This is a genomic window from Deinococcus psychrotolerans (genome assembly GCF_003860465.1).
Classification (GTDB): Bacteria; Deinococcota; Deinococci; order Deinococcales; family Deinococcaceae; genus Deinococcus; species Deinococcus psychrotolerans.
On the sequence record NZ_CP034183.1, the window covers coordinates 1,028,934 to 1,041,952 of the forward strand.

Consider the following 13,019-nt stretch of genomic DNA (forward strand, 5'->3'; position numbering starts at 1 on the left):
GATGCAACTGACCCGCACCACGCCCGCCGCCCTCAGCCGCGTTCTGAAGCGGGTCAGCAGCTTGAATCCGACCTACAGTCACATCGGCGTCACGCTTGATCCGCAAACCGAGATGGAGCAGCACACCGTTTTGCTCGGCACCGGTCAGGCGACCTTTGAACGCGGCAAGGCGGCTCTGAGGAGCTGGCAGACCCATCAATCGCGCTGGCTGCGGCTGTACCCGGACGACCAGCCGCCCGCCGAGGGGCAAACCGTCTTGGTGTTGCTCACCGGCGCGGGCCTGTGTTTGGCTTTCGGCTGCCGCGTCGTGCGCGTGCTGGACGGCGTCAGGCAATACGGCTTTGCTTACGGCAGCTTGCCCGGCCACCCTGAACGCGGCGAGGAATTGTTTGTGGTGGAGTGGCACCCAGATGACCGCGTGACCTTCAGTCTGAGCGCCGATAGCCAGCCTGCCCATGGGTTTTACCGTTTGGGGCGGCCTTTCGGACAGCTTGTGCGCTCGCTCGGTACCCGGCAGTATTTGAATTCTGTGCGGCGGGCGGCACAATAGCTCCCAGATGACTGCTCAGATGACCGATGCCCCCCCCACTTCTTACCGCGTTTACGCCGCGCCGCGCACCGAAGGCGGCAAACTCGTTTCACTGTTCACGGCTGCCGAGGGCGATTTGCAGGCTCAGGCCAAGCAAGCCGGCACGCCGCTTTCAGTCTTCATCGAGGCGGCGGACACGGGCGGCGCACACCTGCGCGTCTTCACGCCCCTGCGCGACAAGGGCGAGAGCGACAGCGCGGCGATAGCAGCCCTAAGCCACCTCCAGGCGGCGGGCCAGATTGCCGATGTCTCAAGCGTCTGGATGAACGGCCAAGAATTTCCTGCTCAGCTTTGCGGCGGCGAGTGGCTGCTGAAGCAGGGCGACGTAAGCGTGAGCGCCGCGCCGGGAGCAGCTGTGAGCAGCCTCGGCCTGACTTTCGAATATGTCCAGATCGCCAGCACGAACCGACCCAACCTCATTTTGGAAGTGCCGACGCTGGAGGCTTTGACTTCGTTTCAACCTGATTTTGAACAAATAAAGCAATTGGGCCGCGCCACCGCCACCACCGGCCTGATCGTCTACACCTTGGAAGCTGAACGCGCCGAGGTGAGCTTGAGGGCGTTCGGGCCGCTGAAGGGCTTTGACGAGGACGCCGCCAGCAGCAACATGTTCGCCTGCTTGGTGGGAGCCCTCAGCGTGCGCGGAGCGCTGCCCAAAGACGAACCGCTGGTGCGCGGCCTTCAGATGATGCCGGGGCAACCCTCCCGCCTCAGCGCCCAGTACCTCCCACAGCCGAGCGGAGCCAGCGAGGTCTGGGTGGGGGGCGCGGCCCGCAGACTCGAACCATGAGCGAACTCCACTTCAGCGCCCCGACCTTGAGTGACCTGAAACGCGACGTTTCATTCTCGGCGGTGCTGGCCGGATTTATCGCGGTGTTGGTCGGCGCGGCCAGCAGCATCGGCCTCGTGATTGCCGCTGCCCAAGCCGCCCACCTGAGCCCCGCCCAGACCAGCAGTTGGATTTTCAGCGTCTACATCAGCATCGCCGTCAGCGGGTGGCTGCTGAGCTGGCGCTACCGCGCTCCGATTCTGACGGCTTGGACGACACCCGGACTGGCGCTGATTGCCACGCAGGCCAGCGCCTTGACCTTGCCGGAGATGATCGGCGCGTACTTGATCAGCGCCGCCCTGATCACCGCCATCGGCATCAGCGGGGCCTTCGAGCGCATCACGGCGCGGATTCCGGGGCCTCTGGCCGCCGCGCTGCTGGCAGGCGTGCTGATTCCCTTCGTGATCAGCGCCTTCAAAGTGCTGCCGACTGCGCCGCTGCTGGTGGGCGCAATGATAGGCGGCTTTTTGATCGGTCGGGTGCTTGCGCCGCGCTACGCCGTGCTGCTCTCACTGCTGGCAGGCGTGGCCGTGGCCGTGCTGACCGGGCAAGTCGGGGCCGCTGGCGGAGCGGGCGTGTTCGGCACGCTGGTCTTCACCGCGCCCCACTTCACGCTTCACGGGCTGCTCTCGCTGGCCCTGCCGATGACCCTGCTGACGCTAGCCTCACAAAACCTGCCGGGCGTGGCGGTGTTGCGAACCTTCGGCTATGGGCGGGTACCGACCTCGCCGCTGATCTGGGCCACCGGCCTGACTTCGCTGCTGTCGGCTCCCTTTGGAGCGCACACCACCAACCTCGCTGCCATCACCGCCGCCATCGGCGCGGGCGAGGAAAGCCATCCCGACCCGGCGCGGCGCTACGTGGCAGGCTTGTCGTGCGCCTTTTTCTATTTGTTGCTGGGCATTTTCGCGGGCTGGGTGGCGGGCGCAGTGGGGGCCGTGCCGCCCGCCTTCATCGCTGCACTGGCGGGCCTGGCACTGCTCGGCACGGCAACGAACAGTCTGGTTTCGGCGCTGGGCGAGGCCGATTGGCGCGAGGCCGCCGCCGTCACCGTTTTCGTCACCGCCTCGGGGCTGAGCTGGTGGGGACTGGGCAGCGCCGTATGGGGCGTGGTGCTGGGCGGAGCGCTGGGCTGGGGCCTGCGGCGTAGAAACGGGTAAAGGACTGATCACAAAGCCGAGCCAGCAAACGCCCAATTCTCAAAAGAAAACGCCCAAACTGCTCCCAGAGAAGCGGTTTGGGCGGTGCCGATTGAGTTTAAGCGGCTTGCTTGTTGCTGTGGGCGCTCTTGGCGTTCTCCACCAGCATGGCAAAGGCTTCCGGCTCGCGGGCGGCAATATCGGCCAGCACCTTGCGGTTGAGGTCGATACCGGCCAACTTCAGTCCGGCGATGAAGTTGGAGTAGTTCATGCCGTGGAGGCGGGCACCGGCGTTAATGCGCTGAATCCAGAGGCGGCGGTAATCGCGCTTTTTGTTGCGGCGATCGCGGTACTCGTAAGTCGCGGCGTTGAGCAGCGTCTGGAAGGCCATCTTGTACTGCTTGGAGCGTGAACCCCAAAAGCCCTTGGCCCGCTTGAGCACCTTCTTGTGACGGCGGCGGCGGACAATACCTGTTTTGGTGCGTGGCATAGTTTATTTCCCTCCCGGCAGAGCAAGTTTCATACGCGCCCACTCGCTCTTGGCCAGCACAAAGCCTTTGCCTTTGTTGCTGATGTCCGAGCCGCTCTTGCCGGTGTTCTGGTGGCGTTTGCCACTCTTGAACGCCATCACTTTACCCGTCGCCGTGATTTTAATCCGGCGAACAGCACTCTTTTTGGTCTTCATCTTCGGCATTGCTGCCTCCTTGGGCCAGGCGGACACCTTGTTGGCGGTGTCGTCTGGGGGTCTGGGCCGCGCCAACTTACACGGACGCTGTTGATATGCCTAGCCCCACTTGTGGCCAAGAAGAAACTATACAGGCCAGCGGCCAAGACAATCAAGCCGTCCCCGGGGCCGCACTGAGCCGATCCACTTTGTAACCTCGTCGGGGTTGACAGGTTTTGAACTCGGCTGTACTATTCCTAAGCGCCGGAAATCCGGCCAAGCACCAAGGTAACGCAGGGTAGAGCAGTCTGGTAGCTCGTCGGGCTCATAACCCGGAGGTCGCAGGTTCAAATCCTGTCCCTGCAACCAAAGTATGAAAAGACCTCAGTCGAATTGGCTGGGGTTTTTTGTTGGCTTCAGATTAGGATGTGCAGCTCATCAGGTTCCAGCGGCTTGAAGCGCGGACGAAACAGGTCGTAGGTGTTCTCGGCAATGCAGAGGCTGTGCGGCTCTTGGTTGCGCTGCCGAATACGCTCACGGGCCACGCTTTCGGGCGTGCTGAGCGCGTAGAGAATCAGCGGGACGCCGAGCTGCTCCGCTTCTGCCCGCAGGTCGTCACGCTCGCGGCGCGTCCAGAGACCCTCGTCGAGCACCACAGGCAGGCCCAGAGCGAGGGCGCGTGTCCAGTAGCGGCGCATCAACGCGTAGATGCGGAAGCGGTACTCGCTGAAAAGGGCTTCGGGTGGGTCTTGGCCGTAGAGCGTGACCATCCACTCGTCGCTGGAAAAGCGCAGGGCGGGCAACTCGGTTTCGAGTTGGCGAGCAAACGTGGTTTTGCCGCTGCCCAAAAAACCGTGCAGGGCGTGAATGGCGGGCGGCCCTTCTCCCTTCACCGCGCCGAGAGCGCTTGCTTCATTGCCAGAACGCCGCCTTCATACGCCTGCGCGTCCACCCCGTCCGAGCGCAGAAAACGAACTGCCAGGCTGCTGCGAATCCCCCGTTCACAAATCACCACCACCGGGCCGTCCGCCGAGGTGAGGCCGTGCTGGCCTTCTTCGATTTGCGCCAAACTCAGCATCCGGTGGGGATTGGAAATGAGTGAGCCGAGCGGCTCGACTTCGCGCAGTGCGGCGGCCCGCAGGTCAATGAAGAGGTGGGGAGGACTGGGATTCATCGCCAAAATCTTAGCGTACCGGGGTCAACTCGGGGCCTGTCACAATCGGCGCTCAGGTCTGGGCTATGCTGGAGTTTATGCAAGAAGTGAGTCCAAAAGAAGCTCAACGCCGCCTTCAACACGGCGCACTGCTGATCGACGTGCGCGAAGCCAACGAGTACGAAGAAGTTCACGCCGAGGGCGCACAGCTCATGGCGCTGAGCGAATTTGAGACGCGCTACGCCGAGTTGCCCAAAGACAAAGAACTGGTGCTGATCTGCCGCAGCGGCGCACGCAGCGGACGGGCCACCCAGTTTCTGCTCGATCACGGCTACAACAAGGCCGTCAACCTGACCGGCGGTACGATTGCTTGGCAAGACACCGGCCTGCCCACCCAAACAGGAGCAGTATGAGCGACGAAATCAGTAACGGTATCAATCCTGCCGCCGCGCCCGCTGCGGGTAACCTGCCCAACGAAGCGCAAATTTTGGAATCGCTGAAAGTCGTCAAAGACCCTGAAATTCCGGTGAACGTGGTGGACTTGGGCCTGATTTACGGCGTGGACATCAATGCCGAGGGCGTGGTGGACGTGACCATGACCCTGACCTCGGTCGGCTGCCCGGTGCAAGACCTGATTCGCTCGGACGCCGAGATGGCCGTGATGCGCCTAGACGGCGTCAATCGCGTCAACGTGGATTTTGTGTGGTCACCGCCCTGGAGCCCCGAGAAGATGACCGAAGACGGCAAGCGCCAGATGCGGATGTTCGGCTTTAACCTTTAACGGAAAAGAGTTCGCACCCAAATTCAAAAGTCGAAGTCTCCCCCGCCGAAGTGGTCGGGGGCTTTTTTTGCCAGTTCGCCTTTCCCCGCTGCCCAAAGCGTTACCCTGAGCGCCGTGCCGACTGATCTCCCCGCTCTGCAAACGCTTGGCCTCAGCCGCGCTTACGGCCCAGTCGTGGCTGCCGGTGGGGTGAGCCTCAGCCTACAGACAAGCCAGACGCTGGCCCTGCTCGGCCCGTCGGGAAGCGGCAAGAGCACGGTGCTGCGGATGGTGGCAGGCTTGGAGCGGCAAGACAGCGGCGAGGTGTGGATGGCGGGGCAAGACGTGAGCCGTGCGCCGCCGGAAGCCAGAAACCTGGGCCTCGTGTTTCAAGATTACGCCCTCTTTCCGCATCTGCGGGTGCTGGCAAATGTGGCTTACGGCCCGCGCAGGCGTGGCAAGAGCAAAGCGCAGGCCGAGCAGCAAGCCCGTGAGGCGCTTGAATTGGTGGGCCTCTCGCAGCTGGAAGGGCGGCGCATCGGGGAGCTATCGGGTGGGCAGCAGCAGCGCGTGGCCCTCGCCCGCGCCCTCGCGCCGCGCCCGCCCCTGCTGCTGCTCGACGAGCCGCTGAGCAATTTGGATGAGCAACTCCGGGGCCAACTGCGTCAGGATTTGCGGACGCTGTTTGAGAGCCTCAGCACCACCGTCTTGATCGTCACGCACGATCAGCGCGAGGCTTTGGCGCTGGCTGACCGCGTGGCGCTGATGCGCAGCGGGCGAGTGGTGCAGGTGGGCGGGGCCGCTGAAGTTTTCGGGACGCCCGCGACAGCCTGGGTGGCCGAGTTTTTGGGTCAGCCGAACGTATTTGGGCGGGGAGATACGGCGCTGCTGGTTCCCGAAAGTGCTTTCCGTTTGGGCGAGGGGCCGAGTTACAGCGTCACTTTTCGGCAAAGCACCGAAGAGGGCCAAACCGTGCGGGTGGCCCACGAACTCGGTGAAATCACCCTGCACCTGAGCAGCCGCGAGGCCGAACAAGCCAGCGGCGGTGTGCTGCGGCTGAGCTTGGATCAAAGCAGGGTGCGTGAAGTGCCGGATGACCGCCTCAGCATTTGACACCGTTTTGACGCACAGGCCTTTAGACTGAACGAAACCACGCTTTTAGTCTGCTGGCGGTCAGGAGAGGTCATGAAGCAAAGCGCAAACAATCTACGGTTTTTCGGTGTTCTCAGCCTCGCTCTGTTGGGAGCGGCCTCGGCGCAGCAAGCCCCGACCTACAGCGGGCCGCAAGCGGTGGTGTATATCGGCGACAACTATTGCAGCGGCGGCTACTGCGGCTACAGCGTCTGGTCCTCGTTCGACACGGCCATTACTCAGGCCCTCAAAGCCAGCGGCTCTGTGCGGCCAGTGCGCCAGTCGGCGGGAGCCAACCTGGTGATGAAGGCGGGCATCAACGACATCACGGGTGGGGGCGGCGTGTGCTTGCCGATTGTCGGTTGCCTGAATGCCAAAACGGTCAAGGCCAGCTTTGAAATCGACGACGCGGCCACTGGCACGGTGATTTGGCAAGACACCTGCGAAGGCACCAGCGCCGGATACAGCTCCTGGTATTGGTGGAGCGGCGTGAGTTTTGACAGCGACGAAAGCAAAGCCGCCGCCGACTGCGCGGGCAAATTGGTGCAGAAATTTAGCGGCAGCGCCGCCATCAAGCCTTACCTGACGGTGGCAGCCGGTGCGCCGCTCGGCACAGCAGCCACCGTTCAAACACCCTCTGCAACGGTCACCACCGTGACGAGCAGCACCGTGACCACCACGCCGAGCAGCCCCACTGCCGCGCAGGCGGCCAGCACCGTGCAATTGCTGGGCGCAGCGCTCTCGGCCCTGAGTTTGGGTGACGTCAGCGGCTTGTTTACCAGCGATCCACTCAACCCCGTGGCTGTCAAAGCGATGCTGGCGGCGGCCACACCCGCAACGCTGAGCGCCGCCGCCAAGCTGAAATTCAGCGTCACCCCCGGCGAAGATGCGGGCGCTTACCGCCTCGTCGGCCTGACTTATACGCTGCCGGACGGCAGCGAGCGCTTCGCGCAGTTGGCCGTGGCGAGTGAGGGCAGCCTGAATACCCGCAGTGGGCCGCGCATCGTGTATTTGTCGGCGTTTAATCCAGCCCGCGCCGCCACGCCCGCGCTGGACGGGCTGAGCAAAAATGTGGACACGATGCTGGCCGACATCAAGGCCGCGCTGAACTTGCCGTAGGTGTTGTCCGCTGTGGGTGCTGTCAGTGCCGCCCTCAGTACGGTGCTCAGCGCTGCGCTAGAGTGGCCGCCATGCTCGCTTGGATTTTGGTGGGTGGGCGACTGGTTCTCACGCCCGCCCTCGCCGCCCTGCCCCGCCCGCACCTCGTCGTCGCCGCCGACGGGGGAGTGCGGCACGCCGCTGCCCTGGATGTCCAAGTAGACGCCTGGGTGGGCGATTTTGATTCCTCGGACGGCCTGACGCTGGACGCGCCCCGCGAAGTGCATCCGGCGGCCAAAGACAGCACCGACTTCGAATTGGCCGTGTCGGTGGCCCGAGAAAGAGGCGCGACCGAACTCATCATTCTGGGCGCGTTCGGGGGCCGCTTTGACCACGCCTTCGCTTTGGCGATGGGGGCCTGCCGACTCGCTGGCGAAGGGCTTAAGGTAGTGCTGCACAGCGGCAACGAAGCGGGCTATCCACTGCTGCCAAGCTCTCCGGTGCATCTGGCGCTGCAGACTGGGCAGACCTTCAGCGTGCTGGCCGCCTCGCCGCTGCGGGGGCTGACGCTGCGCGGCGCTCGCTGGCCGCTGACGGGTGTGGACGTGCCGATGGGCAGCGGCCTGACCGTCAGCAACGAAGCGGCGGGCGGTCTGCTGAGCGCCGAGTTGCAAGGAGGCGTGGCGCTGCTGACGGTGCTGAGCGAAGTAAGGCGGGCTTAAGCCGACTTCACCCGATTATTCAACTGCCCTTCAGCTTGCCGCTCTACTCTGAGGTTATGTACAATTTCCGTTTCAGCCGCCTCGCGCTTCCCCTGACTTTGGTGTTGGTCAGTACGGCGGCAGCTTCAACTCCGCAGCCTAGCGGCCAGCTGCTGGCGCAAAGTGCTGGGGCCAACACCCCTGATCAGACCAGTAAACCCCAAACGCCGCTTACCCAAGCTGAACTCAGTAAATTCCTGGCAGTTCGCAGCGCCGAACGCCAAGCGCTGGGCGAGAGTTTTTCGAGTTTACAAAACCTCTGGCAAGGCATCAAAGACGGCAACACCCCCAGCTTTTTGCAGGTGACGGGAGCGCTGCGCGAACTGGGCGGCTCGGTGGGCGACGCCAAAGCCGCTCAGAAAGCGGCGCTGACCAAGCAAAACCTCAGCCGCGAGCGCTTCGACGCCGTTCGCAGCCAAGTCAATAGAGCGCTGGGCGTGCCTGGCGTTGAATTTGACAAGCTGTTTAGCCAACTGAGGAGCGGCGACCTCTCTAATCTCGGCAGCACCGTCAACACCGATACCGATCCGCAGACCAAAGCGCTGATCGAGCCGAAGCGCACTGACCTGCTGGAGACGGCGGCGCTGGGCCTGCTGGGTTTGTAGGTACTAGGGTTTGTAGCCATTTGGGTTTAGGGCCGTCTAAACCTCTAACTGCAACTTTCCGCACCCTTCCCCCGTATCAGGAGCATGTGGGCAAGACGGGGATGTGGATGCGGCTGCGGCGGCTCCTTGGTGCTGCTGATCGTCTTATTGACGGCGGGCTACTTTTTGGTTTATCGCCCAGTGGCGGTTTTTGTAGACGGGCTGCGAGCGCCCCCGGGTCAGTCGGCGGGGGTTCCGGCGGCCAGCGGCAACATTCGGGCCGTACCCAGCAAGGCCGATATCGAAAAGTTCGTGCGGATTCGCCGGGCCGAGCGTCAGGCTCTGGGCAGCAACTTCGCAAGCGTCCAGACCATTTTCCAGCAAGTTCAAAATGGGCAGACGCCCAGCTTTTGGCAAGTGACGGGCGTGCTGCGGGGCGTGGGCAGTTCGGTGGGCGCGGTACGGGCGGCGCAGACGGCGGGCTTGGCGAGCGAGAAGCTCAGCCGAGAGCGTTACAACGTCCTCAGAGACGACGTGAACCGCGCTTTGGGCTTGCCGGACATCGATTTCGGCAAAATCGCTACCGAGCTGAAAAATGGCAAGCTGCCGGATTTGAACACCGCCGTCAAGCTGGAGGCCGACCCCAAAACCGCCGCCCTGATCCAGCCGTTTAAAAGCGAACTCACCGCGACGGCGGCGCTGGGACTGCTGGGCTTTTAAGGCTGTCACCTCTGTGCAGACGAGCCTGAATGACACAGCAGCAGCGAGCAAGGCCAGCGCCAGTCAAGCGTAAAGCCAATAGCCCTTCACCCCTTGCCCATCTGTTTTGAATCTGATTGACGGCCCGTCCGCTTAGCCTTGAGGCATGAAGATTGCAGTCATCGGAGCGGCGGGCGGGGTTGGGCGGCAAGTGGCGAGTCAGTTGGTACAGGCGGGCCACGAAGTGCGGGCGCTGGTTCGCACGCAGGAGCAGGCCGATATGCTCAGCCTCCACGGCGCGGCCCCGGTGATGGGCGACCTGACGGGCGAGTGGCAGCAGGTGCTGGACGGCACGGACGCGGTGGTTTGGGCGGCGGGCGCGGGAATGAGCGGCAAATATCAGGCCATCGACGGGGACGCGCTGGTGAACGTGGCTGACACCTTAGCCCAGCAGGGGCCAAAGCGGTTGGTGGTGGTGTCGAGCATGGGCGTAGACCGCCCAGAACAAATGCCGCCGTTTTTGATGCCCGTCCTCAAGGTCAAAGCTGTTTCAGACGCGCACGTGCAGCAAAGCGGACTGGCGTTTACAGTTGTGCGGCCCGGCGGCCTGAGCGACCAGCCCGGTACCGGCCAGATCACGCTGGCGCAGCCCGCTCCCAGAGGACAGATTCCCCGCGAGGACGTGGCCCGCGTGGTGGTGGCCTGCTTGGAGAACGCAGGCAGCATTGGCCACACTTTTGAAATCGTCAGCGGCGAAACGGGCGTCCACGAAGCGGTAGCCGCGCTCTGAGACGAATTGCGTAACGCAGGCCCTTGAAATCCACCTTAATCCGAGTAGTATAGTCAGGATTATGACCGTTTCTCCCAGCGATGTCACGCTCAGCACCCTCAAACCCGGCGAGGCGGCGTATGTGGTCGCGCTTGATCCCAAGCATCCGCTGCGCCGCCGCCTCCTTGAACTCGGCTTTATTCGCGGCGCGAAAGTGGACGTGATGCGCCTCGCGCCGATGGGCGACCCGGTGCATCTGCGGCTGGGCAATACCGATCTGGCGCTGCGGGCTGCCGACTTGGTGGGCGTGACGGTGAGGCGCTCGTGACCGCTTCCCCCCCGCCCTCGCCGCGTGTAGACGAAGCGGCCTGCGCCGACACCGTCGCCCGCCTGCGTGCCCACCGCGAGCCGCGCACCTTGGTGGTGGGCAACCCCAACACCGGCAAGTCCACCTTGATCAATGCGGTGGCCGGAACCCGCCTGAAGGTCGGCAACTGGTCGGGCGTCACGGTAGAAAAGCGGGAAGCGCACCTCAAGCGCGGCGAGCAAACCATTCACCTGCTCGACTTGCCCGGCGCGTATTCGCTTTCGCCCCACACCCCCGAAGAGCTGATTACCCGCACCGCCCTGCTCGACGAAGCGCCGGACGTGCTGCTCAATGTGGTGGACGCCGGAAACCTGGAGCGCAATCTGTATTTGACGCTGCAACTCCTCGAATTCCAGGTGCCGATGCTGCTGGCCCTCAACTTGGTGGACGAAGCCAAGAACAAAGGGCTGGAAGTGGACGCCGCCGCGCTGAGCCAAGAACTCGGCGTGCCGGTCGTGGAAACAGTCGGTGTCAAGAATATCGGCACGGCGGGCCTGCTCGATGCCACGCTGAGCCGAGCGCAAATCGGCCACCCGCTGCGCTACCCGGAAGCCATCGAAACCGCCGCCGCCGACTTGGAAGACAAGATGGCAGCTCTAGCGACCTTGCCGCCGCACGCCTACCGCTATCTGGCACTCAGCCTCTTGGAAGGCGATCCGAGTTTGCGGGGCCGACTGAGCGCCACCGGACACACGCCACTCGTGGACGCTGCCGACGCCCACCGCGCCGCGCTGGAACTCGGCGGCTTCGATCCGCTGATTGAAATTGCCGAGGCCCGCTACGCCCGCGCCGGAGACATTGCCCGCCGCGCCGTGCCGAATGCCGAACTCAAACTGACCCTGACCGAGCGCTTGGACAAACTGGCGCTCAACCCGTGGCTGGGCATTCCGATTTTCCTCGGCTTGGTGCTGCTGGTCTTCCGGCTGACGTTTACCATCGCCGCGCCGTTCGTAGACCTGATCGGCGGGCCGCTGCAAGACGTGGCGAGCGGCTGGGCGGTGAGCCTGCTGGGCGGCATTCCGCTGCTCAAAGACGTCGTGGTGGGCGCGATTATTCCCGGCGTCGGCACGGTGCTGAGTTTCTTGCCCACCCTGCTGGTGCTCTACCTCGCCATGAGCTTTCTGGAAGACAGCGGCTATATGGCCCGCGCCGCCTTCCTTGCTGACCGCACCATGCGCGGGCTGGGGCTGGACGGCCGCGCCTTCATTCCGCTGATCCTGGGCTTCGGCTGCAACGTGCCGGCCGTCTACGCCACCCGCACCCTGGAGCGCAAATCAGACCGGGTACTGGTCAGCATGATCTTGCCGTTTATGAGTTGCTCGGCCCGCTTGCCGGTCTACGTGATCTTCTCGGCGGCGCTCTTTCCCAAAGCGGGCGCGTGGGTGGTCTGGAGCATGTACGTGCTGGGCATGGCGGTGGCGTTCGCGTTTGCCTGGGTGCTGCGCAAAACCTCCTTGCCCGCCGAGGGCAGCGGGGTGCTGCTGGAGCTGCCGCCCTACCGCTTCCCCGCTTGGAAAGTGATGTGGACGCACGCCACACGCCGCACCGCCAGCTTTGCCAAACGCGCCCGCACCACCGTTCTGGCCACCGTCGCGGTGGTGTGGGTGCTGCTCTCCATTCCGGCCGTCAGCGGCCAGGCGTTCGGTGAAGTCGCTCCCGCCCAGAGTTTGTTTGGACGGGCCAGCGAGGCGGTCAGCCCCATCTTCGCGCCGCTGGGCTTCGGCAACTGGCAAGCGACGGGGGCGCTCGTTCCCGGCTTTATCGCCAAAGAAGTGGTGGTCGGCACGCTGGGCCAGATCTACCTGGGCGAAGAAGCCAAACGGGCCGAGCCGCTGGGCTTGGTGGCCGGCCTTCGGCAAACTGCGCTCTCCACTTGGGAAGCAGTCAAGACTTCGGTGCAGGCGCTGCCCACCCTGATCGCCCTGCCCAGCTTGGGGGCCGATTCCAGCGCCGAGCAGAAAACGCCACTGGCCAAGGCGCTGGCCAAAGCCTTTACGCCCGCTGCGGGGCTGGCTTACCTGGTCTTCGTGCTGCTGTACACGCCTTGCGTGGCCACCATCGGAGCTATGCAAGCCGAGCACGGGCGGCGGGTGGCCTGGATGACGGTGGCTTACGAAATGGGCATCGCCTGGGTGGCGGGCCTGATCGTGTACCAGATTGCGAGGCACTTTCTATGACTTCTCCCCTCTCTACCATTTTGGGCAGCTTGGCGGGAAATCCCCGCACTCTGCCGGAACTCTCGCGCCATCTGGGCAGCTCGCCTGAAGCGCTTGAAGGCATGCTGCGAACCCTCTACGCCGGAGGTTACGTGCAAGAAGCCGTGCAAGGCAACGGCGACTGCTCGTGCAACGGGTGCAGCCTCAAAAGCATGTGCCGCAACTTTGGCGACGAAACGCCAGATTTTCACTTGCTGCGGCTGACCGAGCGCGGCGAGAAGTATTTGAAGCGCAGCTTGTAGCGGTGAGGAAAGGCGTTA

18 protein-coding genes and 1 tRNA gene are annotated in these 13,019 nt (G+C 63.7%); 15 read left to right on the forward strand and 4 right to left on the reverse strand.

Annotation, left to right across the window (positions count from 1 at the left end; genetic code table 11):
* The first annotated feature begins 1 nt into the window (after position 1).
* Genes EHF33_RS05050 through EHF33_RS05060 form a run of 3 tightly spaced genes read left to right on the forward strand, consistent with a single transcriptional unit; the run spans position 2 to position 2,578 of the window.
* Positions 2 to 550, forward strand: coding sequence for a DUF1990 family protein (locus EHF33_RS05050; RefSeq protein ID WP_124868452.1), 549 nt, complete (start codon positions 2 to 4; stop codon positions 548 to 550).
* 19 nt (positions 551 to 569) lie between these two features.
* On the forward strand, positions 570 to 1,379 hold the full coding sequence (locus EHF33_RS05055; protein ID WP_241191267.1) for a PhzF family phenazine biosynthesis protein: 810 nt from the start codon (positions 570 to 572) through the stop codon (positions 1,377 to 1,379).
* Positions 1,376 to 2,578, forward strand: a complete 1,203-nt coding sequence (locus tag EHF33_RS05060; RefSeq protein ID WP_124868456.1) for a benzoate/H(+) symporter BenE family transporter — start codon at positions 1,376 to 1,378, stop codon at positions 2,576 to 2,578. Before EHF33_RS05055 ends, EHF33_RS05060 begins: the two co-directional genes overlap by 4 nt.
* Before the next feature lie 97 nt (positions 2,579 to 2,675).
* Here the strand turns inward: EHF33_RS05060 and rplT are convergent, their stop codons facing one another.
* Positions 2,676 to 3,047 carry a 50S ribosomal protein L20 gene (gene rplT, locus EHF33_RS05065; protein ID WP_124868458.1) on the reverse strand — a complete coding sequence of 124 codons (372 nt, stop codon included), beginning with the start codon at positions 3,045 to 3,047 and terminating at the stop codon, positions 2,676 to 2,678.
* Positions 3,048 to 3,050: 3 nt separating this feature from the next.
* Positions 3,051 to 3,251, reverse strand: coding sequence for a 50S ribosomal protein L35 (gene rpmI / locus EHF33_RS05070; RefSeq protein WP_124868460.1), 201 nt, complete (start codon positions 3,249 to 3,251; stop codon positions 3,051 to 3,053).
* A gap of 262 nt (positions 3,252 to 3,513) precedes the next feature.
* Between rpmI and EHF33_RS05075 the strand changes: the two genes are divergently transcribed.
* Positions 3,514 to 3,590 (forward strand) — tRNA-Met (locus tag EHF33_RS05075).
* Positions 3,591 to 3,637: 47 nt separating this feature from the next.
* Here the strand turns inward: EHF33_RS05075 and EHF33_RS05080 are convergent.
* Both EHF33_RS05080 and EHF33_RS05085 read right to left on the reverse strand, forming a co-directional pair.
* Positions 3,638 to 4,114, reverse strand: coding sequence for a P-loop nucleotide/nucleoside kinase family protein (locus EHF33_RS05080; RefSeq protein ID WP_124868462.1), 477 nt, complete (start codon positions 4,112 to 4,114; stop codon positions 3,638 to 3,640).
* Entirely contained in the window at positions 4,111 to 4,395 is a 285-nt protein-coding gene (locus EHF33_RS05085; RefSeq protein ID WP_124868464.1) for a rhodanese-like domain-containing protein, read from the reverse strand. The genes EHF33_RS05080 and EHF33_RS05085 overlap by 4 nt, the downstream gene beginning before the upstream one ends.
* Positions 4,396 to 4,472: 77 nt before the next feature.
* Here EHF33_RS05085 and EHF33_RS05090 point away from each other — a divergent pair, with 77 nt between their 5' ends.
* The 11 genes from EHF33_RS05090 (at position 4,473) to EHF33_RS05140 (ending at position 13,001) form a co-directional block, all read left to right on the forward strand.
* Entirely contained in the window at positions 4,473 to 4,787 is a 315-nt protein-coding gene (locus EHF33_RS05090; protein ID WP_225430062.1) for a rhodanese-like domain-containing protein, read from the forward strand.
* Positions 4,784 to 5,155, forward strand: coding sequence for a metal-sulfur cluster assembly factor (locus EHF33_RS05095; RefSeq protein WP_124868468.1), 372 nt, complete (start codon positions 4,784 to 4,786; stop codon positions 5,153 to 5,155). The genes EHF33_RS05090 and EHF33_RS05095 overlap by 4 nt, the downstream gene beginning before the upstream one ends.
* A gap of 114 nt (positions 5,156 to 5,269) precedes the next feature.
* The gene (locus EHF33_RS05100) at positions 5,270 to 6,247 is read left to right on the forward strand and encodes an ABC transporter ATP-binding protein (RefSeq protein ID WP_420889952.1); all 978 of its coding nucleotides are present in this window, start codon (positions 5,270 to 5,272) and stop codon (positions 6,245 to 6,247) included.
* 72 nt (positions 6,248 to 6,319) lie between these two features.
* Positions 6,320 to 7,384, forward strand: coding sequence for a hypothetical protein (locus EHF33_RS05105; protein WP_124868470.1), 1,065 nt, complete (start codon positions 6,320 to 6,322; stop codon positions 7,382 to 7,384).
* 71 nt (positions 7,385 to 7,455) lie between these two features.
* The gene (locus EHF33_RS05110) at positions 7,456 to 8,085 is read left to right on the forward strand and encodes a thiamine diphosphokinase (protein ID WP_124868472.1); all 630 of its coding nucleotides are present in this window, start codon (positions 7,456 to 7,458) and stop codon (positions 8,083 to 8,085) included.
* Between the two features lie 56 nt (positions 8,086 to 8,141).
* Positions 8,142 to 8,729 (forward strand): hypothetical protein, encoded by a 588-nt coding sequence (locus EHF33_RS05115; protein ID WP_124868474.1) that lies wholly within the window; start codon positions 8,142 to 8,144, stop codon positions 8,727 to 8,729.
* A gap of 129 nt (positions 8,730 to 8,858) precedes the next feature.
* Entirely contained in the window at positions 8,859 to 9,428 is a 570-nt protein-coding gene (locus tag EHF33_RS05120) for a hypothetical protein (protein WP_241191268.1), read from the forward strand.
* A gap of 145 nt (positions 9,429 to 9,573) precedes the next feature.
* Positions 9,574 to 10,197 carry an SDR family oxidoreductase gene (locus EHF33_RS05125; protein ID WP_124868478.1) on the forward strand — a complete coding sequence of 208 codons (624 nt, stop codon included), beginning with the start codon at positions 9,574 to 9,576 and terminating at the stop codon, positions 10,195 to 10,197.
* A gap of 61 nt (positions 10,198 to 10,258) precedes the next feature.
* Positions 10,259 to 10,504: a FeoA family protein gene (locus EHF33_RS05130; RefSeq protein ID WP_124868480.1), complete on the forward strand. Its 246-nt coding sequence runs from the start codon at positions 10,259 to 10,261 to the stop codon at positions 10,502 to 10,504.
* On the forward strand, positions 10,501 to 12,720 hold the full coding sequence (feoB, locus tag EHF33_RS05135) for a ferrous iron transport protein B (RefSeq protein WP_124868482.1): 2,220 nt from the start codon (positions 10,501 to 10,503) through the stop codon (positions 12,718 to 12,720). The genes EHF33_RS05130 and feoB overlap by 4 nt, the downstream gene beginning before the upstream one ends.
* Positions 12,717 to 13,001, forward strand: a complete 285-nt coding sequence (locus tag EHF33_RS05140; protein WP_124868484.1) for a FeoC-like transcriptional regulator — start codon at positions 12,717 to 12,719, stop codon at positions 12,999 to 13,001. Before feoB ends, EHF33_RS05140 begins: the two co-directional genes overlap by 4 nt.
* Positions 13,002 to 13,019 lie beyond the last annotated feature (18 nt).

Bases quoted from the DNA above. Each gene is read 5' to 3' on its own strand.
- EHF33_RS05050 (WP_124868452.1), top strand. From the start codon at position 2: ATGCAACTGACCCGCACCACGCCCGCCGCCCTCAGCCGCGTTCTGAAG.
- EHF33_RS05060 (WP_124868456.1), top strand. From the start codon at position 1,376: ATGAGCGAACTCCACTTCAGCGCCCCGACCTTGAGTGACCTGAAACGC.
- EHF33_RS05110 (WP_124868472.1), top strand. From the start codon at position 7,456: ATGCTCGCTTGGATTTTGGTGGGTGGGCGACTGGTTCTCACGCCCGCC.
- EHF33_RS05105 (WP_124868470.1), top strand. From the start codon at position 6,320: ATGAAGCAAAGCGCAAACAATCTACGGTTTTTCGGTGTTCTCAGCCTC.
- EHF33_RS05140 (WP_124868484.1), top strand. From the start codon at position 12,717: ATGACTTCTCCCCTCTCTACCATTTTGGGCAGCTTGGCGGGAAATCCC.
- EHF33_RS05085 (WP_124868464.1), bottom strand. From the start codon at position 4,395: ATGAATCCCAGTCCTCCCCACCTCTTCATTGACCTGCGGGCCGCCGCA.
- EHF33_RS05130 (WP_124868480.1), top strand. From the start codon at position 10,259: ATGACCGTTTCTCCCAGCGATGTCACGCTCAGCACCCTCAAACCCGGC.
- EHF33_RS05090 (WP_225430062.1), top strand. From the start codon at position 4,473: ATGCAAGAAGTGAGTCCAAAAGAAGCTCAACGCCGCCTTCAACACGGC.
- EHF33_RS05125 (WP_124868478.1), top strand. From the start codon at position 9,574: ATGAAGATTGCAGTCATCGGAGCGGCGGGCGGGGTTGGGCGGCAAGTG.
- rplT (WP_124868458.1), bottom strand. From the start codon at position 3,047: ATGCCACGCACCAAAACAGGTATTGTCCGCCGCCGCCGTCACAAGAAG.
- EHF33_RS05115 (WP_124868474.1), top strand. From the start codon at position 8,142: ATGTACAATTTCCGTTTCAGCCGCCTCGCGCTTCCCCTGACTTTGGTG.
- rpmI (WP_124868460.1), bottom strand. From the start codon at position 3,251: ATGCCGAAGATGAAGACCAAAAAGAGTGCTGTTCGCCGGATTAAAATC.
- EHF33_RS05055 (WP_241191267.1), top strand. From the start codon at position 570: ATGACCGATGCCCCCCCCACTTCTTACCGCGTTTACGCCGCGCCGCGC.
- EHF33_RS05095 (WP_124868468.1), top strand. From the start codon at position 4,784: ATGAGCGACGAAATCAGTAACGGTATCAATCCTGCCGCCGCGCCCGCT.